Genomic DNA, 21,242 nt, shown 5'->3' with positions numbered 1-21,242 from the left:
ACCTACTTAATTATAACTATTATGAAAAAATACATCATTTACATCGCAATTTTGGCCATAGGCTTGGTCTTGGGCTACGTCTTTTTTGGCCGTTCAGCAGAAGGTTCAGCAAACACCAAAAACGTTTCTGATATGACCGAGAATTCCACAATGGAAAAACAAATGTGGACCTGTTCAATGCACCCACAGATTATGCAACCCGAACCAGGCGACTGCCCAATTTGCGGAATGGATTTAATTCCCGCCGAAACTGGCGCAGAAGGACTCGCAATGAACGAAATAAAAATGAGCGACAATGCAATGGCATTGGCGAATATCCAAACCACCATTGTTGGAAATGTTTCAGGAACAGATGAAAATACAATACAACTTTCAGGAAAGATTATGGCGAACGAAGAGGCCAATGCAGTTCAAGCAAGTTATTTTGAAGGCCGTATTGAAAAACTTAACGTCAATTTCACAGGCGAGGAAGTGCGAAGAGGGCAATTATTGGCAACTATTTATGCACCAACACTTGTTGCCGCACAGCAGGAATTGTTGACAGCAGCAAGTATGAAGGAATCACAACCTGCATTGTATAAAGCTGTCCGCAACAAATTGAAACTATGGAAACTTTCTGAAACCCAAATCAATCAAATTGAAAGCTCTGGCAAAGTGCGGGAAAATTTTCCAATATATGCCACGGTTTCGGGTACAGTTTCCCAAAAAATAGCAGAAGAAGGCGACTATGTAAAGCAAGGCCAGCCCATTGTAAAAGTAAGCGATTTGGGAACCGTTTGGGCGATGTTTGATGCCTACGAACGTCAAATTTCACAATTAAAGGAAGGACAGAAAATAACTGTTACTACCAACGCTTATCCCAACAAGGAATTTGAGGCAACTGTTTCGTTTATTGACCCAGTTTTAAATACGAAATCCAGAACAGTTTCGGTTCGGACCACATTGAACAATAAAGAAGATATTTTAAAGCCAGGAATGTTTGTAACTGCAAAAGTGGCAATGACAAAAGGTAGTGATAACATGGAAACACAAATAACCGTTCCGGCTACTGCGGTAATGTGGACAGGCGAACGCTCATTAGTGTATGTAAAAACCAATCCCAACGAACCCGTTTTTGAAATGCGAGCAGTAACCTTGGGAAATAAAAACGGCGATGTTTATACTATTACAGAAGGCCTTTCCAACGGCGAAGAGGTAGTTACAAACGGAACATTTACAGTTGATGCTGCTGCACAACTACAAGGTAAAAAAAGTATGATGAATGCAACAGGCGGCAAAACAATGACAGGCCACGAAGGACATTTGGGAATGGAGGGAGATAAAAATAATACTGGAGATAAAATGAATAAAACCAATCATACAGAAATGAACGAAAGAATTGAAGTATCAAACAAATTTCAAAATCAGTTAAAACAGGTTTTTGATGATTATATCCTTTTAAAAGATGCATTGGTAAATGATGATGCCAAAAATGCACAAGAAGCAGGAAACCAAATAAACCAATCCTTGAAAAAAGTAGATATGAAATTATTATCTGATGAAAAAGCACATAACCATTGGATGACCATTCAGAAAGAACTAAAGACCTCTGCTAATGCTATTGAGAACAGTTCAGATATCGCAACACAAAGAGGACATTTTAAGCATCTATCTGCGCATATGATAAGTAGTGTGCAACTTTTTGGGGTTAACGAAAATGTATATATCCAGTTTTGTCCAATGGCAGATAACGATAAGGGTGCTTATTGGATAAGTTTAGAAAAAGAGGTGCGAAACCCATATTATGGAGAGGCTATGAAAACCTGTGGAGAGGTAAAAGCAACATTACAATAAAATGAAATACGGATTAATCAAGTAATCTGAATAAGACCATAGAGCAATCTTGGTTTTATCACGGCGAACGATAATGAGTGAAAGCGGAAGAAATAGAAGAAAAAATGAAAGGAAGGAACATCAACCTAAAAGTGATATTTCAAAAAAAGATAAAATTATAGCTTTCGTTGTAATAGTATTGATTTTTGTTGTTGCAGCAATAGCTGCTGTTTATTATTCTCTATACAAATCTGGATTAACATTATTTTGAAACAAGTATTATATGAATGAGACTATCCATATTAAAAATATGGTTTGCCCAAGATGCATCTCGGCAGTATCCAATATTTTGGAACAACTTGAAATACCGTATGTTTCTATCAAATTGGGAGAGGTTAAATTAGTCTCTTCATTAAATGCCAAGACCAAAAGTGGTCTTTCCAAAGTGCTTCAAAATTCAGGATTTAGTTTGATTGACGACCGTAAAAGCCAACTTATTGAACAAATGAAAACATTGGTTGTAGATAAAATTCATCACTCATCCAGCGAACTGAACATTAAATGGGCAGATTATGTAAGCGACAACATACATCTTGATTATAAATATTTAAGTGCACTCTTCTCGTCCGTAGAAAGTATCACTTTTGAGCAATTTATCATCAACCAAAAAATTGAACGTGTCAAGGAACTAATAGTTTATGATGAATTAACCTTGAGTGAAATAGCCTTCAGAATGAATTACAGTAGCGTCGCTTATTTAAGCAATCAGTTTAAAAAGCTAACAGGAATGACCCCTTCGGAACTTAAAAAAAGTACTAATAAAAACCGTAAGTCATTAGATGAGATTTGATGAAAATTCAATTAAAATCAGAGATTACCTGTCCAAACTGCGGACACAAAAAAGTAGAAGAGATGCCAACAAACGCTTGTCAATTCTTTTACGAGTGTGAGAATTGTAAAACAGTCTTGAAGCCTTATGATGGAGATTGTTGTGTGTTTTGTTCTTATGGAACAGTTCCTTGTCCACCAATTCAAGAAAATAAATATTGTTGCTAACATCTGAATAATCTTTGCACAACCTGTGCATCGATTAATTTGTATCTTTGTCAAAATTTATGAAAATATTCTTTTCCATATCAATGTCAATTTTATTCTTTTTTCAGGGAATTAGCATTGATATGGACTTTTGTGGACCAATTAAAGAAATTTCAAGCATTATTACCCATTATCAAGACCATAAAGTTTATGGAGACTCTTTCCTTGAATATGTAGTTGAAGATTACATTGACAATGATGCAAAAAATGAAGGGCATCATAATAACCCAGATAAGGAGAATACACCAGTCCATTCCCATCATCAATGTTGTCACCCTTTAGTATTAATTATTGCGAACAACAATTCGGCTTTAACCAATCGACTAAAGTTTGAAGAGAAAAAACAGTTTAACTTACATAAAGTAAACTTCACTTCCAGATATCTGGAATCGCTTTTCCAACCCCCTAAAGTATAATTCAGTTTTTTTAGGATAGCTATATCCTACCGTGATGCTTTTAAAAGTAAGTATCGCATCATAAACGCATTGCATCTCTTTGCATTGCGATGTTTAAACTGAATTAATACTTTTTCTATGATTAACAAAATCATTTCATTTTCCATTAATAACAAGTTTATTATTGGGCTCTTTATAGTGGCACTTGTAGGTACGGGCATTTGGTCTATGGCCACTATAAATCTGGGTTCTGTACCCGATATTACCAACAACCAAGTACAGGTTATTACAGTTGCCCCAAATTTAGGTACTGAAGACATTGAGCAATTTGTTACCTATCCGGTAGAATTGGCAATGGCAAACCTTCCTGACGTTATCGAGCTGCGTTCCGTTTCCCGTTTTGGTCTTTCTGTGGTTACCATTGTTTTTAAGGACGAGGCAGGTACTTATCTTCCCCGGCAATTGGTGCAGGAGAAATTAACCGAAGTTGCTGGAGAAATCCCCGAAGGCTTCGGCACACCATTTATGGCACCAATAACTACGGGTCTGGGCGAAATCTACCAATACACCCTAAAAGTAAAAGAAGGCTACGAAGATAAATACGATGCTATGGAGCTTCGTACCATACAGGATTGGATTGTAAAACGACAAATGGCATTAGTCCCCGGAGTCGTCGAGGTCAATGCTTTTGGAGGGTATGTGAAACAATATGAAGTGGCCATAAATCCTGATAAATTAAAAAGTTTTGGCATTACAATGAATCAGGTTTTTGAAGCCCTGAAAGTGAACAATGCCAATACAGGTGGTGCTTATATCGAGAAAAACCACCAAGCAAATTTCATTCGCGGAGAAGGTTTGGCGCGTAGCATTGAAGATTTGGAAAACACCGTTGTAACCACACAAAACGGAAGCCCTGTTTTAGTGCGGGATGTCGCTGAAAAAGTGGGCTATGGGAATCAGGTGCGATATGGTGCGTTTACCCAAGATGGCCACGAAACTGTAGGTGGACAAATTTTAATGCTGAAAGGAGAAAGCCCTGGTAACGTGGTCGAAAATGTGGAGAAGCGCATTGCAGAAATACAAAAATCCCTGCCGGAAGGCGTTTACATAGATACGTTTTTAAGTAGAAGTGAACTTATCGGAAGGACCACAAGCACCGTTGAAAAAAACCTTATTGAAGGTTCCTTGATTGTGATTTTCGTTTTGGTCTTGCTTTTGGGAAGTTTCCGTGGTGGATTAATTACAGCTTCGGTAATCCCTTTATCATTACTGTTTGCATTTATCTTGATGAAACAATTTGGGGTGTGGGCAAATTTAATGTCCTTGGGAGCAATCGATTTTGGTATCATCGTGGATGGTGCGGTCATCATTGTGGAAGGTATGGTGTTCCACATCCATCAACGGATGAAGAAAACCACAACGGCCATTGGCCAGCCAGAAATGGATGAAATAGCCTATGAATCGGCAAGCACGATGATGAATTCGGCTTTTTTCGGTCAGCTTATTATCCTTATCGTATTTACACCGATTCTCTTTTTAACTGGTGTAGAAGGAAAAATGTTCCGTCCAATGGCATTTACTTTCGGATTTGCGGTTTTGGGAGCCATTATCCTTTGTCTTACCTACGTGCCAATGATTTCGTCAATGTTCCTAAAGCCTGCCAAAAATCAGAATAGTTGGTTCGCCAAATTTGAAAACAGGATTGACAGGTTCAGCGATAAAATAATGTCAGGGTTGAATAGGGCGTATGTCCCATTGCTCAATTTCGCACTTCGCTTTAGGGCTGGTGTCATTATTGGTGCGGTTGGGCTGCTATTGATTGCAGGATTTATTTTCAGCAATATGGGCGGCGAATTCATACCTAAATTTGATGAGGGCGATATTGCATTTCAGGCCTTGATAAAACCAGGGAGTAGTCTTACGGAATCAATTGAAGCTTCAAAAAAACTTCAAAATTTAATCAATGAATTTCCTGAAGTAAAAACAGTGGTTTCAAGGATTGGTGTGGCCGAAATACCAACAGACCCAATGCCAATGGACATTGCCGATAGCTATATCATTCTTGAAAAGGATAAGAGCAAATGGACTTCCGCAGATAGTAAGGAGGAACTCATAGAAAAAATACAGAAAAAAATTTCAGTTGTTCCCGGTGTGAATTTCGTGTTTACGCAACCTGTGGAACTTCGTTTTAACGAATTGCTTACGGGTGTTCGGGAGGACGTGGCCATTAAATTGTACGGAGAAGATTTGGGCGTGTTGGCAGATAAGGTTCAGGAAATCGCAGCGGTTATCAGAAGCGTTCCCGGAGCGGCCGACCTCAATGTGGAAGCCACGAGTGGTTTGCCACAGATGACGGTAGAATACAATCGTGCAAAAATGGCACAGTACGGAGTAACCGTTGATAAGCTGAATGATTATGTAAGTGCCGCCTTTTCAGGAGAAGCGGCAGGGGTGATTTTTGAAGGCGAAAAACGCTTTGATGTTGTCATTCGTTTGGCGAAAGACTTTAGACAGGACATCAACAGCCTTAAAAATCTATATATCGATTTACCAAATGGTGCCCAAGTACCGTTAAAGGAAGTAGCGGACATCAGTTACAAACCTGGTCCAATGCAGATTTCAAGGGACAATACCTCGCGTCGTATTTCGGTAGGAGTCAATGTTCGTGGGCGCGATGTAAAATCGATGGTCGAGGAAATTCAGCAAAAACTGGAAACGGAAGTGAAACTGCCACCAGGTTATTTTGTGACCTACGGAGGTTCGTTTGAAAACCTGCAACGTGCGTCAGACCGATTGATGATTGTAGTACCTATTGCACTTTTTCTGATATTCATATTGCTCTACTTTGCCTTGAGTTCGTTCTCGCAGTCAGTAATGATTTATATGGCAGTGCCTTTAGCAGCCATTGGTGGCGTGTTTGCCCTTTGGATACGGGGAATGCCTTTCAGTATTTCAGCGGGAGTCGGATTTATCGTACTCTTTGGGGTAGCTGTATTGAACGGTTTGGTACTGATAAACAAATTCAACGAATTAAAAGAAAGTGGAATGACAGACTTAAAGAAACGAATATACGAAGCAACACACGAACGGTTACGACCAATTTTGCTAACCGCAACGGCGGCCATTATGGGTTTTATACCAATGGCAATTTCTACCTCGGGAGGTGCCGAGGTACAGCGACCATTGGCAACAGTAGTTATTGGTGGATTGCTTACGGCCACGTTTTTAACCCTTGTAGTCCTTCCGGTATTGTATTATTGGTTGGAATCAAGAAAGGAACGAAACAATACTGATAGCGATGTAAGCTATATCAACAAATCCACGAACATTGTAACCGTATTGTTGATGGTGGGTGGTTTGATGGCTTCCGGAACTGCGGTGGCCCAAGACACCAATCAAGATGGCACAATTCCGAAAACCTTGACCGTAGATGAGGCTATTGCGATGGCAAAGCAGAATTATCCATCGCTTAAGGAAAGTCAGGCATTTATTGAACGGGAGAAGGCACTAAAGGGAACAAGTTTTGACCTTGGTAACACACAAGTTTTCACGGGCAAAGAAGAATATGGTAATAATCTTCCTGGAGTACAGACAACTGTTGGTGTGCAACAGGGCAATATTGACTTGCTTTCTGGATTTTCAAAATCCAAGTTTTACAAAGAGCGCATTGCCTTGGGAGAAAAGTTTTATGTGGCCAGTGAACAACAATTGGTGCGCAATGTGATGCAAGCCTATGACCAAATTAATTATTACAAGGCACAGTTGCGTTTTGCAAACCAATTGGACAGTATTTACGCCAATTTTAAGACCGCTGCCCAACTTCGTTATGACACTGGAGAAACAGGTAAGCTGGAATTTATTTCAGCCTCTTCCGAATTTCAACAGATTCAAGTGTTAAGGCAACAAGCCTATGACGATATTGAAATTGCCAAACGTGCCTTAAAACAATATTTGGGAACGGATGAAACCATCGAAACAGTTGATGGTTTTTACGAACCATTGGATTTTATGGCAACGTTGGATTCAACCTCGGTGGCAAACAACCCAATGTTGCAATATGCGTTGCAGAACGCCGAAGTAAGTAAAGCAAATGTGGGCGTTGAAAAATCCCAATTCCTACCGAAATTTAATTTATCGTTCGGACGGCAAGTTGTGGATGATGTTTCCGGATTCAATACATATCAAGCAGGAATCAGTATTCCGTTGTGGTTCTTTCCGCAGAAATCAAGGGTAAAGGCAGCCAAGGCAGATGCAATGGTTGCAGAGAATCAATATTTGGAACAAAAGGCAACCACCGAAAGTAGGGTGTCGCAATTGTTCAAATCCCTTCAAAAAACACGGAAAATATTGCAGTATTATGAAGAAGGCGCATTGCTTTTGGCGGAAGAACAAATAACCACCGCAGAATTGGCATCCAAGGAAGGCGAAATAGATTACGTCAACTATATAACCATCCTTAACAGTGCCATCAGGATAAAGCAAACACATTTGGAATACATCAATCAATACAACCAACAATCTATTGAGGTACAATATCAGTTGGGTAATCTATAATATAAAAAGAAGAAAAATGAAGAATATACTATTAGTAAGTACCGTATTATTTACACTTATGTTTATGAGTTGTAACGATGGCCAAAAATCTGAACTTGGGCATAACGAAGCTGAAGGCGTATCAAAAACCGAAGCTGCTGGCGAAGATGCACACGGCGAAGAAGAAGGAGGCCATAGTGAGGAAGAAGGCGTTGTAGAACTTACAAAGCAACAGGCTGAAACCATCGGTTTGGAAATGAAACCTCTGGAGGAACGAAATTTAGGGAACAACATTAAGGTAACAGGTATGCTGGAACTTTTCCCACAGGATAAGGCGAACATCAGTCCGTTTGTTGGTGGAAATGTGAGTTCCATAAAAGTAATACCTGGAGATAACGTAAGCAAAGGACAGGTGTTGGCATATATAGAACACCCAGATATCATTGCAATGCAACAGGAATATCAGGAAAAAAATGATGAACTGGTCTTTTTGAAACAGGATTTTGAGCGCAAGCAGACCCTTTATGATAAAGGTGTTTCTTCTGGAAAGGAATTTCAGATGGCGCAGTCAAAATTTCGTTCCACAACATCCAGCGTCAATGGTTTGCGGTCCCAATTGAGACTGTTGGGCATCAATCCTGACAAAGTAGCTGAAGGCCAAATATATTCCGCTGTTCCCATTACCACACCCATAAGTGGCTATGTGGATGAAGTAATGATTAGCCTTGGCGATTACGTGGCGCAACAATCCAAAATGTTCTCAATAAGCGATAATTCAAAGATTTATGTCAACTTCAAAGTATATGAGAAGGACATAAAGCAAATCAAGAAAGGGCAACAGATATATTTTTCAACAGCTTCCCGTCCAGACGAACTGCTTAAGGCAACCGTTAGGTCTGTTGGCAAAACCTTCAATACTGACCCAAAAGCATTGGAAGTTTTGGCAGATATTGAAAACAAGGATAAAAACCTATTGCCGGGTATGTACGTTGAAGGGCGAATAGTGCAAGGCGAGAAAAGAGGTTTTGCCGTACCGGAAGCTGCCATTATAAAAGAAGGCGAGCAATCCTTTATTTTTATTTTGGATGAAGATGAAGCAATGGAAGCGAACAAAATGAAATTTAAAATGATACCCGTAACGGTTGGTATTACTGATTTGGGCTTTGTGGAAGTTAATCTACCTGCCGAAGTTTCAAAGGATGCCAAAGTGGTCATCAAAGGAGCTTATAACCTATCATCAGAAATGGTTAAGGGCGAACTGGAACACGACCATTAATTCTCTAAAAATCAAGGATTTTGATTCCGAGTTTGTTTGTCATCTTAATTGGTTAGTTAAAAATTAGAAAACAGGCTCGGTTCAAAATCGATTAACATTTTAAAAACCCATAATATGAAGGAAATAAAAGCATTTATAAAACCGAACCGAATCCAAAGAGTCATTGAAGCACTATCAGATAATGGGTTCAAAAGTATGACCCTTTCACAAGCTGAAGGCACTGGTGCATTCAAGTCAAAAGGCGCAAGACCGTCGCTGGATTTTCACGTGACAGATAGTCCAGTGGTTAAGTTGGAACTGGTCTGTCAAAATGAGGAAGCCCAAGCGGCCATTGAAACAATTATAGCCAACGCCAAAACCGACGGGCCTGGAGATGGTATTATTTATATAGCAAATATTGAAGATGCCTTTCAGATTAAAACTGGAGATTCCTTAAAACGGTACGACCTATAAAACATTTTAGTGCAAATGGAAAAAATAGTCCAACTTCTGGAAAGTAAAGGAATACGACCTACGGCTATGCGCCTAATGACCTACAAACGTTTGGCAGAATTAGAGGTGGCCATCAGTCTTGGCGATTTGGAAAAGGATTTTAAGGTCAGTGAAAGAAGCACCCTATTTAGGACTATGAAAGCGTTTGAAGAAAAAGGTATTGTGCATCAAATTGAGGATGGGACAGGTGTTATAAAATACGCCCTTTGCGAAGAAAATTGTGAGTGCGAGGTCGGCAACGACCTTCATTTACACTTTCATTGCAACAATTGTAATGAAACGGTCTGTTTAACAGAGCATAAAATCCCGCATATCAGCTTGCCCGATGGCTACATTACCGAGGACATTAACTTGGTGGTAAAGGGCATTTGCGAAAAATGCAGCGACAATCTGGATTAAACGTTTGGTTTTTAAATTCAATTATCATTTATAAATAGTGAGCAATGATAACAATCTATAAAAAAGAGGCTACTGTATATATGGTGGCAGAGAATAAGCTGGATGCCAAGGATTATGAAAACTTGATACCGGTCTTAACAGAACATATAACTGCATATCAGGAAGTTTCTTGGTACATCGAAATGCATAATTTTGAAGGCTGGACGGCAAACGCATATTGGAAGGGCATTGAATTAAATCTTCCGAATGAAACGCATTTAAAGCGTGTTGCTTTAGTGGGTAGCGTTAAATGGCAGGAGCAATTTACCGAGGCATTGCTTCCTTTTTCAGAAGCTCATATAAAATTTTATAAGCCAGAAGAAAAAGACGATGCCAAAGAATGGATAAAAAAAAATAGTAAAAAATGAAAAAAATACAACTAAAAATCCCGGTAATCCTTCCGCAAGTTCCAAACGAAAAAGATACTTGTGTTGAGCGGCTTATAAAAGAATTACAGGCTAAAGAGGGCATCGAAAAAGTACACGTTGCCGATACAAAGGAAGATGACACACCACAGCTCTGTTTTCATTATGACCCCGATATCATTTCTATAGACCGCATTCAATCTCTCGCAGAACAGACGGGTGCCGAGATTACCGAAAAATACGGGCATTTGCTCATAGAGGTTAAAGGAATCAGACATACAAGACAGGCACGTTCCATAGAGAAAAGTCTTTTGGCAATCAATGGGGTTTTGGAGGCTTCCGTTTCGGTCTCTGGAATGGTGCGCCTTGAGTTTGATAAAAAGCAAACAAATTTTGATGAAATAAGTAAACAGATTGAAAAGGAAGACCTTCAGGTTAAGCGGAGTTCTACAAACGAAAATAATTACACCGAAGCATCCAAAAAAAAACAGGAACGTTCAAAGAAGGAAGATACTAAAGAGCAAACTTCCACAGAGGGCCACGAGCACAAGGAGGGCGAGACCCACGAGGAAGGAGAAGAGCACGCCCACGGTGGGGTTTTCGGTAAAAATACGGAGCTTATTTTTTCCATTATCTGTGGGGCACTTCTCGGGATAGGTTTCGGGCTTTCTTATGTGGAATCCATCCCGGATTGGGTCAGTCTTACTTTGTACATTGGCGCGTACATTTTCGGTGGTTTCTTTACGGCCAAGGAAGCGGTTCAAACTGTGGCCAAGGGTGGTTTTGAAATTGATTTTTTAATGCTGGTCGCTGCCATTGGTGCCGCCATTCTGGGAGAATGGGCAGAAGGTGCACTGTTGTTGTTTTTATTTAGCCTTGGGCACGCCTTGGAACATTACGCAATGAACAAAGCAAGAAAAAGCATTGCTGCGCTTGCAGACCTTGCACCAAAAACAGCATTGCTTAAAAAAGATGGCAAGACCGAAGAAGTTGGAATTGAGCAATTGAGTATTGGCGATATTATAGTGGTCAAGCCCAATAGTAAAATATCCGCAGATGGCGTCGTGGTCAACGGAAAAAGCAGTGTAAACCAGGCCCCTATTACTGGGGAAAGTGTACCCGTGGATAAACTTCCCGTGGAAGATACAGGCAGGGACTATTCGGCAGACGATGATATCAAGGATGAAAATCGGGTATTTGCCGGAACTATCAACGGTAATAACACGCTGGAAATAAAGGTAATCAAAGAAGCCAAAGACTCTACCCTGTCCCGACTGGTCAAATTGGTCAACGAGGCACAGACCCAGAAGTCCCCCACGCAACTGCTGACCGATAAGTTCGAAAAATACTTTGTGCCATCCGTACTGATACTGGTTGGTATCCTACTCTTTGCCTTTCTGGTCATTGACGAACCGTTTAGTGCCAGCTTTTATCGTGCAATGGCGGTATTGGTAGCTGCAAGTCCCTGTGCACTGGCCATTTCAACACCAAGTGCCGTATTGAGCGGTGTGGCAAGGGCAGCACGTGGCGGCGTGCTCATCAAAGGTGGGCGACCACTTGAGGATTTAGGGGTCATAACCGCTTTGGCTTTTGATAAAACAGGCACGCTTACCGAAGGCAAGCCCAAACTTACCGAAGTAGTACCATTGGGGGATATTGAAGAAAATGAACTGTTAAAGATAGCCGTTGCCGTTGAAAACTTGAGCGACCACCCTTTGGCCAAAGCCGTCGTAAGGGATGGGAAAGAGCGTCTGAAAGGTACTGATATTATCGATGCGTCAGATTTGGAAGCAGTTCTCGGAAAAGGTATCAAAGCTTCTTTGGGCAAGGATAAAATCTATATTGGAAACCTTGACTTGTACGAAGACCTCGATGAAGCAAAACCATCCGAAGATATATCGAATAAAGTAAAAGAACTTGAAGGTGGTGGAAATACTACGATGCTCATAAGAAGGAACAAAGAATATATAGGTATCATCGCCCTGATGGACACCCCACGGGAAGCGGCCAAGGAAACACTGAAAAAATTAAAGGAAATCGGTATCAAGCGGATGATAATGCTAACCGGGGATAATCAAAAGGTTGCCGATGCCGTTGCTAAAGAAATTGGGTTGACCGATGCCTGGGGAAGCCTGTTGCCAGAGGAAAAGGTAGATGCCATTAAAAAATTAAAAGAACAGGAATCCAAAGTCGCAATGGTAGGCGACGGTGTGAACGATGCCCCTGCAATGGCAAACAGCACAGTAGGTATCGCAATGGGTGCAGCGGGCAGTGATGTGGCCTTGGAAACTGCAGACATTGCCCTAATGGCCGATAAATTGGAAACCCTGCCCTTTGCCATAGGCTTGAGCAGGAAGGCAAAGGCAATTATCAAGCAAAACCTTTGGGTAAGCCTCGGTATTGTGGCATTGCTTATCCCATCGACCATTATGGGTTGGGCCAATATCGGTATTGCAGTGGTCATCCACGAAGGCTCAACATTACTTGTGGTTTTTAATGCGTTAAGGCTTTTGGCTTATAAGAAATAGCATCAAATATATGTTTTGAAAAAAGGGTTTGCTTTTGAATTAATATTGCAATGACTAAAACGGAAAAGATACTATTAAATCACGGTATTCGACCTACTCAAATGAGGTTGAAGATATACAAGTTCCTGAAAAGGAAGCAAAGTGCCGTGTCCTTTTCCGATTTGAAAAAGGCTTTTGTTCAAAAGAGCGAAACCAATAAAACAGCAAACAGAACGACATTTTATCGAAATCTCAAGATTTTCGAGGATAAAGGGCTGATTCATCAGATTAATGATGGGGTCGGAGTGGCAAAATATGCTATTTCTGATGAAAACGCCAAAGATAAATACGGTATAGATTTACATCTGCATTTTCATTGTACCGATTGCAGAAGAACAATCTGTTTACCGAATAAGATATCGAAAGAAAGCTTGCCAGACGATTATGAAGTGAGAAATGTGAACCTGATATTAAAGGGAATATGTGAAAAATGCAGGCAAAAATATTAGATGGAAGTTTCAGAATTCTGAACCCTTGGGTCCAATGGTCAGGTTCAGGTTTCTTCCACCTTCTCTAACTTAAAAAATATTATGGCAGAATTAAAAAAATCATTGGGAACAATTCGTCTTACCTTTTATGGAGTAGGCACTATTGTGGGTGCAGGAATATATACTGTCATAGGCGCAGCAGCTGGACAAGCAGGTACCGACCTTTGGTTGAGTTTTGTTTTCGCTGCAATTGCTGCCAGCGTTTCGGCATTGTCTTATGCAGAGTTATCCTCTACCTATCCCAATGCAGGTGCCGAATTCATTTTTGTACGCAAAGCGTTTCCGAAAATTGACATTCCTTCCTTTCTCACTGGCTGGACAATTGCCTTTCACAGTTCTGCCACGATAGCCGCTGTATTGCTGGCCTTTTCAGGTTATTTCAACACTTTTTTTAGTGTGCCTTCCCTATTGATAAGTTATGGCGTATTGATAATTCTTTCATTGATAAGCATTACGGGAATCAAGAAATCATCTACTGCCAATATTATAATGGTTAGCATACAACTTTTGGGATTGTTCATTCTTATTGTGGTCGGGCTTGCAGAAACTGGCCCGCCAAAGGCTGAATTTTTTAAAGTTGAATCCTTTTCCGGTACTTTGGCGGCTACCGCAACCTTGTTTTTTGTCTATACAGGTTTTGAGCATATGGCTGCATTGGGTTCTGAAGTAAAAAACTCTGGCAAGACCATTCCTCGTGCCTTTCTACTGACAATGGTTTTTACAACCGTTATCTATCTGCTCATAGCTTTTACGGTACTTAACATTGCCGACCCGTCAGAACTGGCAAAAGTAGATTCGCCACTTTCACTTGCGGCATCAAATCTCAACAGTTGGTTGCCCGTGACATTGGCGGTCGCAGCACTTTTTGCTACTGCCAATGCGGCCTTTAGCGGTATTATCTCTATCAGCAGGCTGCTGTTTGGAATGGCAAGCGTGGGCGAACTTCCGAAATTTATGACCAAAACCAATGCACATAAAGTGCCGTGGGTTACTACCATTGTGGTTATGGCGGCAGTTGCGGGTTTTATGCTATTGGGCGATATTAAAATCGTAGCGGGAATGTCGTCATTGGGTGCGTTGCTCGTCTTTGTCGCCGTGAACATTGCCCTTATCGTATTGCGTTTCAGAGCACCAGATAAAGACAGGCCCTTTAAAGTTCCTTTATCTGTTGGGAAAGTTCCGATACTGCCAATTTTGGCGATAATCATAAGCCTCTCTTTGGTCATACAATTTGATTGGAAAGTTTATGCCGCGTTTGTGGGAGCGATTGTAGTAGGTATCTTGCTGGATTATTTTTTGGATAAAAGAGAAAAAAAAGATATAGACCCCGAAAAGGAAAAGGAATTGTTTAACCACTAATATATTTTTTATGGACTGGACATTTGAAGAATTTAGAGCAGAGCTTGACACCCTTAATCCATCGGTAAGAAAAAAGGCAATTGAAATTGCGAAAGAATTAATCGAAAAGGAAGACTTTTCAAAAGAAAAGGCCATCAAAAAAGCAATTGTAATGGCTGAAGAATGGTTTTACGATTTAGAAGGATAATAATTAATTAAAAACTATATAAAATGTTACAGATAATTGAGTTAAAGGAAAAAAATATTGTTGCAACAAAAGCTTCGGGCAAATTGAGAAAAGAAGACATCGAAAAAATCCATCCACTTATCCACGCTATACTGGACAAGGGGATGAAGGTTCGTTGGTATTTTGAGATGGACAATTTTACGGGTTGGGACTTGCCTAGTTTATGGGAAGACCTCAAAATGGATACGGCCCACGCCAGAGACTATGAAAAAATAGCAATGGTAGGAGATAAAAAATGGCAAGAATGGATAACCCAATTTATGAAGCCTTTTACCAACGCCGAAATTAAGTATTTCAATATAGACCAAAAGGAAGATGCCAAAAGTTGGATTGAGAGCCAGTAAGCTTACTTCCGTAAAAGACAGACGATGAATAAAAAGAATATTCTTATTACCATACTAATTGGGTTTGCCATAGGTGTTTTTATCCTTCAACCTTTGGGGATAACAATTTTCACGATTAGCAGTCAGAATTATGAAATTAATTGGTGGCAATATTTAATAAATAATTTCATTGAAATTGTGAATATCAATGGGAATCAAATTTTCGAGAATATTCTGTTTGGACTATTAGGTGCAAGTGTTGCTCTGATGTATTATTTCGGTAAAAGAGAAAAGGATATAGATAATAAATAGCGGTAAGTGGTTATGTGAAAGAGTGAAATTTTTTATTTAAAATAAATTAAGTGAAAACTTAATTAATAGCAGGCAGCTTTTATGATGCTTCTTAAAGCAAAATGATTAATAGCATTAAAAGCAAAAGTAGAAGCTGCTATTTTTTAATTATACAATTAAAGATGGATATTATGAATGTTAAACATTGTATTTTAATAATCTTGTTGGTTAGTTATTATAAAGTAAACGCCCAAAAAATTTATACAACTGAAGAAGGTCATATTATGATGATGACTTTGGTTAACTCTAAACCCGTCAAGGCAGAAAGCCATAAATTGGCCTTATATCTTGATTATGATTCCAAAGTGGTTAATGGTGTATTCGACCTTAAGACTTTATCAACAGATATTCCTGAAATCAATACCATTTTACAACAGCAGGAAGCCCCTTTGATGCTTCGGTTCACGGGCACTATTCCATCACAGGATTTTTTATCAAAACGGCACGACCCTATCAACTTTAATTGGCTGATAGATGTTACTTATCAAGGAAAATCCTTTAAATCACAATTTAAAGCAACCATTACCCATATAGAACAAGGAGTAAGTATGTCCTGCTTGATAAGTGCAACCGGACAATTATTGGTTTCAAATACTGGTTTGGATTTCTTAATAGAGGGTATCGATGATACCATAGAAGTGCAGTTTGCGCAATTGGTGTTGAGATTGGAATAACTGTGAATTAAAATAAAATTATTATCAAACTAATGAAAAAAAAGAAAGTCAATTTAAGAGATTTGAATAAAACTTCTTCAGATACTCACAAGCGCAATGATGCCCACAACCAAAGCAGCGCAGAAAGCATAGTGAAATTTAAAGTTTATGTACCAGCAATTTTCAGCTTTGTAATGCTGATTATTGGCATTGCGATGGATTATTTTGACGTAGCATTTTTTAAAGATTGGATACGTATCGTCTGGTATGCAGTCGCATACCTTCCTGTAGGTTTTCCTGTGATAAAGGAAGGTTGGAACAGCATCAAAAATGGCGATTTCTTTACCGAATTTCTATTGATGTCCATCGCAACCATAGGTGCATTCGCCATTGGCGAATATCCGGAAGGTGTGGCAGTAATGTTGTTTTATGCGGTAGGCGAATTATTCCAAAGTGCCGCGGTTAAAAGAGCCAAAGGAAGCATCAAGGCATTACTGGATGTAAGACCCAATGAAGCTTTGGTTTATCGGGACAACAATTATGTTTCTGTAAATCCCGAAACCGTTGCTATTGGCGAAAAAGTGCAAGTACGTGTGGGCGAAAAAATTCCTTTAGATGGTATTTTATTGTCCGAAAAAGGCTCGTTCAATACCGCAGCATTAACGGGCGAAAGCAAACCTGATACCATTGCAAAAGGCGAAAAAGTATTTGCTGGAAGCATAAACTTGGACGGTGTAATTGAAATAAAAACTACTAAAGAATTTAAGGATAGTTCTATTGCAAGAATTTTGGATATGGTGCAAAACGCCACCGCACGGAAATCAAAGACCGAATTGTTCATTAGAAAGTTTGCAAAAATCTATACGCCTATCGTGGTATTCTTGGCAATTGCCTTGACATTTCTACCTTACTTTTTTGTGGACGATTATGTTTTTAGCGATTGGTTGTATAGAGCATTGATTTTCTTGGTTATTTCCTGTCCGTGTGCTTTGGTTATCTCTATTCCGTTGGGCTATTTTGGTGGATTGGGAGCAGCTTCAAAAAACGGGATTTTGTTCAAAGGCGCATCTTATTTGGATGAAATGACGAAGGTTAATACCGTTGTTATGGACAAAACAGGAACTGTAACCAAAGGTGTTTTTAAAATCAAAGAAATAAAAGCCATTGGCTGGAAAGAACCTGAATTTATGAAATACCTAATGGCGATGGAAGAACAATCTACCCATCCCATTGCCAAGGCAATTATGGATTATAAAGCCGATGGCGAAGATTTTCAAGCTTCCGAAGTAAGTGAAGTAGCAGGAAAAGGCTTAAAGGGAACAGTAAACGGCAAAACCGTATTGGTTGGGAATAAACCATTGATGATTTCAAACAATATCGAAGTTCCATCTGAAACCGACAACATTGTAGAATCTATCGTGATGGTTTCCATTGAAGGCAAATTTGCAGGCTATGTAATCATTGCAGACGAGCTAAAGGATGATGCACACGAAGCCATTAAGCAAATTAGGGAATCAGGAATTTCCAAAATCATAATGCTTTCAGGCGATAAGGATTCCATCACACAACAAGTCGCAAAAGAAATGGGCATCGATACCGCAAAAGGCGGATTGCTTCCAGAAGATAAATTGAACGAAGTCGAAAAATTGATGTCCGAAAATGACGGAAGAGTAGCTTTCATTGGCGATGGCATCAACGATGCCCCAGTATTGGCAGTAAGCGATGTTGGTATAGCAATGGGCGGCTTGGGAAGTGATGTAGCGATAGAAACGGCAGACGTTATCATCCAAACAGACCAACCGAGCAAAATTGCAAAAGCTATTAAAATTGGTCGTTCAACCAGACGTATTGTATATCAAAACATTGCGCTTGCTTTTGGAGTAAAAGCTGTGGTACTTGTTTTGGGTGCAGTAGGCCTGGCGACAATGTGGGAGGCTGTGTTTGCAGATGTAGGAGTGGCTTTGTTGGCTATCTTAAATGCTGTTAGATTACAGAAGATGAAATGGTAAAAATCAAAAACGATGTATCAAAAACAGAGAAATAAAAGAAATAAAAAGGTTAGTAAATCATCGAATAACAAAATCACAAAAAAAGATAAGTTCAATGGGATTCTTGCAATAATCTTTGTGGTAATAACCGCATTCCTATTATACTATTTTGTGCTAAAAGGGAATATTCATAAGCATTGATTAACTACGAGAATATAATGTTCCAAGTGGTTTTTGGGGTTACAGCAGATGAAGTGGAAGTGGTTGATTGGTTGATTGGTTGGTTGGTTCATAGCAAAAATGATATTCTATGTTAGAAAATAGACGAGATAGACGAAATAAAAAAAACACTAAAGTACCGTCTGTAAAAAATAGCATTACCAAAAAAGATAAAATAATTTGGATTGGTATTCTAATCGTTGTTATCCTGTTAATCTGCTTTGTACTGTTCTTACAGTTCCTAAAGTATTTTATATCTGTTTAGATACAACGCTTTTGCAATAGATGAACCGAATTCAGCAAATTCTACAAATCATTCAGCAAATAACATAATACATTAAAGTCTTTTAATCCTGAAATTTGCAGAGTACAAATTAGAATAGGACTATGGAGACAATTAACATATTTGAAACCAAAGAGAAAAACCATAAGCAGGGAATAAAAGAATCATTCCCAGTTACAGGAATGACCTGCGCATCGTGTGCAGCGAGTGTTGAATCTGTGTTAAAACACACAGACGGTGTATTTGATGCAAGCGTAAATTTTGCCAATAGCTCTGTTCTTGTAGAGTACGACAAAGAATTGAGTCCTAATCAACTTCAAAATGCACTTCGCGAAGTGGGCTATGATATTATCATTGATGCGGAGAATCCGTCGGAAGTACAACAAGAACAGCAGCAAAAGCACTATCAAGACATAAAAAATCGCACTATTTGGTCAGCCATTCTTACGCTTCCAATTTTTGTATTAGGAATGTTTTTTATGCAATGGAAACCAGGTAAGTGGATTTCTTTACTATTGGCTTTTCCTATTCTATTTTGGTTTGGTCGTAGCTTTTTTATCAATGCTTTCAAGCAAGCGAAACACGGTAAGGCGAATATGGATACCTTGGTGGCCTTGAGTACCGGAATTGCATTTTTGTTTAGTATTTTCAACACCTTTTTTCCTGAATTTTGGTTGAGTCGTGGTATCGAGCCTCACGTCTATTATGAGGCGGCTACTGTCATTATAACCTTTATTTCCTTCGGGAAACTCTTGGAAGAAAAGGCAAAATCCAATACCTCTTCAGCCATTAAAAAGCTGATGGGTTTACAACCCAAAACGCTAAAGATTATTGAGAATGGGGAAGAAAAGGAGATTCCTATTTCGACTGTGCAAGTAGGTCAGACCATTTTAGTGCGTCCGGGAGAAAAGATTCCTGTGGATGGAGAAGTATCTAAAGGAAGCTCGTATGTAGATGAAAGTATGATTACGGGAGAACCTGTTCCTGTTGAAAAAATAAAAGATGAAAAGGTATTTGCAGGCACGGTAAATCAAAAAGGGAGTTTTCAATTTACTGCCGAAAAAGTAGGTGGAGAAACCTTATTGTCCCAAATCATTAAAATGGTTCAGGAAGCCCAAGGAAGCAAAGCACCTGTTCAGAAACTGGTCGATAAAATTGCTGGAATATTTGTTCCTGTCGTATTGGCTATATCTATTATTACATTCATCGTCTGGATGTCAGTAGGTGGCGACAATGGCTTCTCGCAAGCCTTATTGACATCTGTAGCCGTATTGGTTATCGCTTGTCCCTGTGCCTTGGGCTTGGCAACGCCTACTGCCATAATGGTCGGCATAGGCAAAGGAGCTGAAAATAATATTCTTATAAAAGATGCCGAAAGTTTGGAACTCGGTTATAAAGTGAATGCTGTTATCCTTGATAAAACTGGTACTATTACCGAAGGAAAACCATTAGTAACTGATATGCTTTGGAAGGATAAACTTGAAAATAGCAATGAATACAAAAAAATTCTTTTGGCTATCGAAGCACAATCAGAACATCCCTTGGCAGGGGCTGTAGTCAACCACTTAAAAGATGAAAATGTTGAACAAACTGAAATGGCTTGCTTCGAAAGTATCACAGGAAAGGGGGTAAAAGCTCAAACAGAAAATGGTTCAAAATACTATGTTGGAAACCATAAGCTAATGGTTGAAAAGAATATTCAAATCGACGCTTCCTTAATGCAAACGGCAGAAAGTCTCGAAGAGCAGGCTAAAACGGTCATTTTCTTTGGCAATGAAAAGCAAGTGCTGGCGATACTCGCCATTGCTGACAAGATTAAGGAAACTTCAAAAAAAGCCATAGCAACGCTTCAAGAAAGAGGCATTGAGGTCTATATGCTTACTGGAGATAACAATAAAACCGCATCTGCTGTCGCAAAACAAGTAGGAATAACAACAAATTACCAAGGAGAAGTGATGCCTTCGGACAAAGCTGCTTTTGTTGAAAAATTACAAGCAGAAGGAAAGATAGTAGCGATGGTTGGTGATGGCATAAACGATTCCCACGCTTTGGCGCAGGCCAATGTAAGTATCGCAATGGGTAAAGGCTCGGACATTGCAATGGACGTTGCAAAAATGACATTGATAACGTCAGATTTGCAATCTATTCCCAAAGCTTTGGAACTATCGAAAAGAACGGTGTTGGGCATACGTCAGAATTTATTTTGGGCATTCATTTATAATCTCATTGGTATTCCTGTTGCAGCAGGCGTTTTGTATCCAGTAAATGGATTTTTATTGGACCCAATGATTGCAGGAATGGCAATGGCTTTCAGTAGCGTATCTGTAGTTCTAAATAGCTTAAGGCTCAAACGAGTAAAACTTTAATATTAATTATAAA

At 39.5% G+C, this 21,242-nt stretch carries 18 protein-coding genes; all 18 read left to right on the top strand.

Annotated features, from left to right (window positions below):
- Nucleotides 1-21 precede the first annotated feature (21 nt).
- Complete coding sequence (locus tag Q2U82_RS14575; protein WP_045079542.1) at nt 22-1,833, top strand: efflux RND transporter periplasmic adaptor subunit; 1,812 nt, start codon at nt 22-24, stop codon at nt 1,831-1,833.
- A gap of 262 nt (nt 1,834-2,095) precedes the next feature.
- The gene (locus Q2U82_RS14570) at nt 2,096-2,662 is read left to right on the top strand and encodes a helix-turn-helix domain-containing protein (RefSeq protein WP_410005550.1); all 567 of its coding nucleotides are present in this window, start codon (nt 2,096-2,098) and stop codon (nt 2,660-2,662) included.
- The gene (locus Q2U82_RS14565) at nt 2,662-2,868 is read left to right on the top strand and encodes a GDCCVxC domain-containing (seleno)protein (RefSeq protein ID WP_084709024.1); all 207 of its coding nucleotides are present in this window, start codon (nt 2,662-2,664) and stop codon (nt 2,866-2,868) included. Before Q2U82_RS14570 ends, Q2U82_RS14565 begins: the two co-directional genes overlap by 1 nt.
- A gap of 59 nt (nt 2,869-2,927) precedes the next feature.
- The gene (locus tag Q2U82_RS14560; RefSeq protein ID WP_226789943.1) at nt 2,928-3,323 is read left to right on the top strand and encodes a hypothetical protein; all 396 of its coding nucleotides are present in this window, start codon (nt 2,928-2,930) and stop codon (nt 3,321-3,323) included.
- Between the two features lie 117 nt (nt 3,324-3,440).
- Nucleotides 3,441-7,856, top strand: coding sequence for a CusA/CzcA family heavy metal efflux RND transporter (locus Q2U82_RS14555; protein ID WP_410005549.1), 4,416 nt, complete (start codon nt 3,441-3,443; stop codon nt 7,854-7,856).
- 16 nt (nt 7,857-7,872) lie between these two features.
- On the top strand, nt 7,873-9,111 hold the full coding sequence (locus tag Q2U82_RS14550; protein ID WP_410005548.1) for an efflux RND transporter periplasmic adaptor subunit: 1,239 nt from the start codon (nt 7,873-7,875) through the stop codon (nt 9,109-9,111).
- Between the two features lie 114 nt (nt 9,112-9,225).
- Nucleotides 9,226-9,564, top strand: coding sequence for a P-II family nitrogen regulator (locus Q2U82_RS14545; protein WP_120187509.1), 339 nt, complete (start codon nt 9,226-9,228; stop codon nt 9,562-9,564).
- A gap of 15 nt (nt 9,565-9,579) precedes the next feature.
- Nucleotides 9,580-10,002 carry a Fur family transcriptional regulator gene (locus tag Q2U82_RS14540; protein WP_410005547.1) on the top strand — a complete coding sequence of 141 codons (423 nt, stop codon included), beginning with the start codon at nt 9,580-9,582 and terminating at the stop codon, nt 10,000-10,002.
- A gap of 44 nt (nt 10,003-10,046) precedes the next feature.
- Nucleotides 10,047-10,409: an STAS/SEC14 domain-containing protein gene (locus tag Q2U82_RS14535; protein ID WP_325453249.1), complete on the top strand. Its 363-nt coding sequence runs from the start codon at nt 10,047-10,049 to the stop codon at nt 10,407-10,409.
- Complete coding sequence (locus Q2U82_RS14530) at nt 10,406-12,934, top strand: heavy metal translocating P-type ATPase (RefSeq protein ID WP_410005546.1); 2,529 nt, start codon at nt 10,406-10,408, stop codon at nt 12,932-12,934. The genes Q2U82_RS14535 and Q2U82_RS14530 overlap by 4 nt, the downstream gene beginning before the upstream one ends.
- A 50-nt stretch (nt 12,935-12,984) precedes the next feature.
- Complete coding sequence (locus Q2U82_RS14525; protein WP_045079535.1) at nt 12,985-13,422, top strand: Fur family transcriptional regulator; 438 nt, start codon at nt 12,985-12,987, stop codon at nt 13,420-13,422.
- An 81-nt stretch (nt 13,423-13,503) separates the two neighbouring features.
- Nucleotides 13,504-14,820, top strand: a complete 1,317-nt coding sequence (locus Q2U82_RS14520; RefSeq protein ID WP_163518181.1) for an APC family permease — start codon at nt 13,504-13,506, stop codon at nt 14,818-14,820.
- 10 nt (nt 14,821-14,830) lie between these two features.
- On the top strand, nt 14,831-15,007 hold the full coding sequence (locus tag Q2U82_RS14515; protein ID WP_165586669.1) for a hypothetical protein: 177 nt from the start codon (nt 14,831-14,833) through the stop codon (nt 15,005-15,007).
- A 23-nt stretch (nt 15,008-15,030) separates the two neighbouring features.
- On the top strand, nt 15,031-15,390 hold the full coding sequence (locus Q2U82_RS14510; RefSeq protein WP_045079533.1) for an STAS/SEC14 domain-containing protein: 360 nt from the start codon (nt 15,031-15,033) through the stop codon (nt 15,388-15,390).
- Between the two features lie 24 nt (nt 15,391-15,414).
- On the top strand, nt 15,415-15,681 hold the full coding sequence (locus Q2U82_RS14505; protein ID WP_110473888.1) for a hypothetical protein: 267 nt from the start codon (nt 15,415-15,417) through the stop codon (nt 15,679-15,681).
- A 170-nt stretch (nt 15,682-15,851) separates the two neighbouring features.
- Nucleotides 15,852-16,394 carry a hypothetical protein gene (locus tag Q2U82_RS14500; protein ID WP_163518180.1) on the top strand — a complete coding sequence of 181 codons (543 nt, stop codon included), beginning with the start codon at nt 15,852-15,854 and terminating at the stop codon, nt 16,392-16,394.
- Nucleotides 16,395-16,426: 32 nt separating this feature from the next.
- Nucleotides 16,427-18,382 (top strand): heavy metal translocating P-type ATPase, encoded by a 1,956-nt coding sequence (locus Q2U82_RS14495; RefSeq protein ID WP_410005545.1) that lies wholly within the window; start codon nt 16,427-16,429, stop codon nt 18,380-18,382.
- 585 nt (nt 18,383-18,967) lie between these two features.
- Nucleotides 18,968-21,229: a heavy metal translocating P-type ATPase gene (locus Q2U82_RS14490; RefSeq protein ID WP_410005544.1), complete on the top strand. Its 2,262-nt coding sequence runs from the start codon at nt 18,968-18,970 to the stop codon at nt 21,227-21,229.
- Nucleotides 21,230-21,242: the final 13 nt, after the last annotated feature.

Origin of the sequence: Aequorivita nionensis, assembly GCF_046352995.1 — a bacterium.
GTDB lineage: Bacteria > Bacteroidota > Bacteroidia > Flavobacteriales > Flavobacteriaceae > Aequorivita > Aequorivita nionensis.
This window is presented reverse-complemented; position numbering and strand designations above follow the sequence as displayed.

What these genes read in the sequence shown, in the direction of transcription:
- Q2U82_RS14570 (WP_410005550.1), top strand. Translation starts at nt 2,096, where the DNA reads ATGAATGAGACTATCCATATTAAAAATATGGTTTGCCCAAGATGCATC.
- Q2U82_RS14500 (WP_163518180.1), top strand. Translation starts at nt 15,852, where the DNA reads ATGAATGTTAAACATTGTATTTTAATAATCTTGTTGGTTAGTTATTAT.
- Q2U82_RS14550 (WP_410005548.1), top strand. Translation starts at nt 7,873, where the DNA reads ATGAAGAATATACTATTAGTAAGTACCGTATTATTTACACTTATGTTT.
- Q2U82_RS14535 (WP_325453249.1), top strand. Translation starts at nt 10,047, where the DNA reads ATGATAACAATCTATAAAAAAGAGGCTACTGTATATATGGTGGCAGAG.
- Q2U82_RS14530 (WP_410005546.1), top strand. Translation starts at nt 10,406, where the DNA reads ATGAAAAAAATACAACTAAAAATCCCGGTAATCCTTCCGCAAGTTCCA.
- Q2U82_RS14560 (WP_226789943.1), top strand. Translation starts at nt 2,928, where the DNA reads ATGAAAATATTCTTTTCCATATCAATGTCAATTTTATTCTTTTTTCAG.
- Q2U82_RS14490 (WP_410005544.1), top strand. Translation starts at nt 18,968, where the DNA reads ATGGAGACAATTAACATATTTGAAACCAAAGAGAAAAACCATAAGCAG.
- Q2U82_RS14545 (WP_120187509.1), top strand. Translation starts at nt 9,226, where the DNA reads ATGAAGGAAATAAAAGCATTTATAAAACCGAACCGAATCCAAAGAGTC.
- Q2U82_RS14575 (WP_045079542.1), top strand. Translation starts at nt 22, where the DNA reads ATGAAAAAATACATCATTTACATCGCAATTTTGGCCATAGGCTTGGTC.
- Q2U82_RS14510 (WP_045079533.1), top strand. Translation starts at nt 15,031, where the DNA reads ATGTTACAGATAATTGAGTTAAAGGAAAAAAATATTGTTGCAACAAAA.
- Q2U82_RS14505 (WP_110473888.1), top strand. Translation starts at nt 15,415, where the DNA reads ATGAATAAAAAGAATATTCTTATTACCATACTAATTGGGTTTGCCATA.
- Q2U82_RS14515 (WP_165586669.1), top strand. Translation starts at nt 14,831, where the DNA reads ATGGACTGGACATTTGAAGAATTTAGAGCAGAGCTTGACACCCTTAAT.
- Q2U82_RS14555 (WP_410005549.1), top strand. Translation starts at nt 3,441, where the DNA reads ATGATTAACAAAATCATTTCATTTTCCATTAATAACAAGTTTATTATT.
- Q2U82_RS14520 (WP_163518181.1), top strand. Translation starts at nt 13,504, where the DNA reads ATGGCAGAATTAAAAAAATCATTGGGAACAATTCGTCTTACCTTTTAT.
- Q2U82_RS14565 (WP_084709024.1), top strand. Translation starts at nt 2,662, where the DNA reads ATGAAAATTCAATTAAAATCAGAGATTACCTGTCCAAACTGCGGACAC.
- Q2U82_RS14525 (WP_045079535.1), top strand. Translation starts at nt 12,985, where the DNA reads ATGACTAAAACGGAAAAGATACTATTAAATCACGGTATTCGACCTACT.
- Q2U82_RS14495 (WP_410005545.1), top strand. Translation starts at nt 16,427, where the DNA reads ATGAAAAAAAAGAAAGTCAATTTAAGAGATTTGAATAAAACTTCTTCA.
- Q2U82_RS14540 (WP_410005547.1), top strand. Translation starts at nt 9,580, where the DNA reads ATGGAAAAAATAGTCCAACTTCTGGAAAGTAAAGGAATACGACCTACG.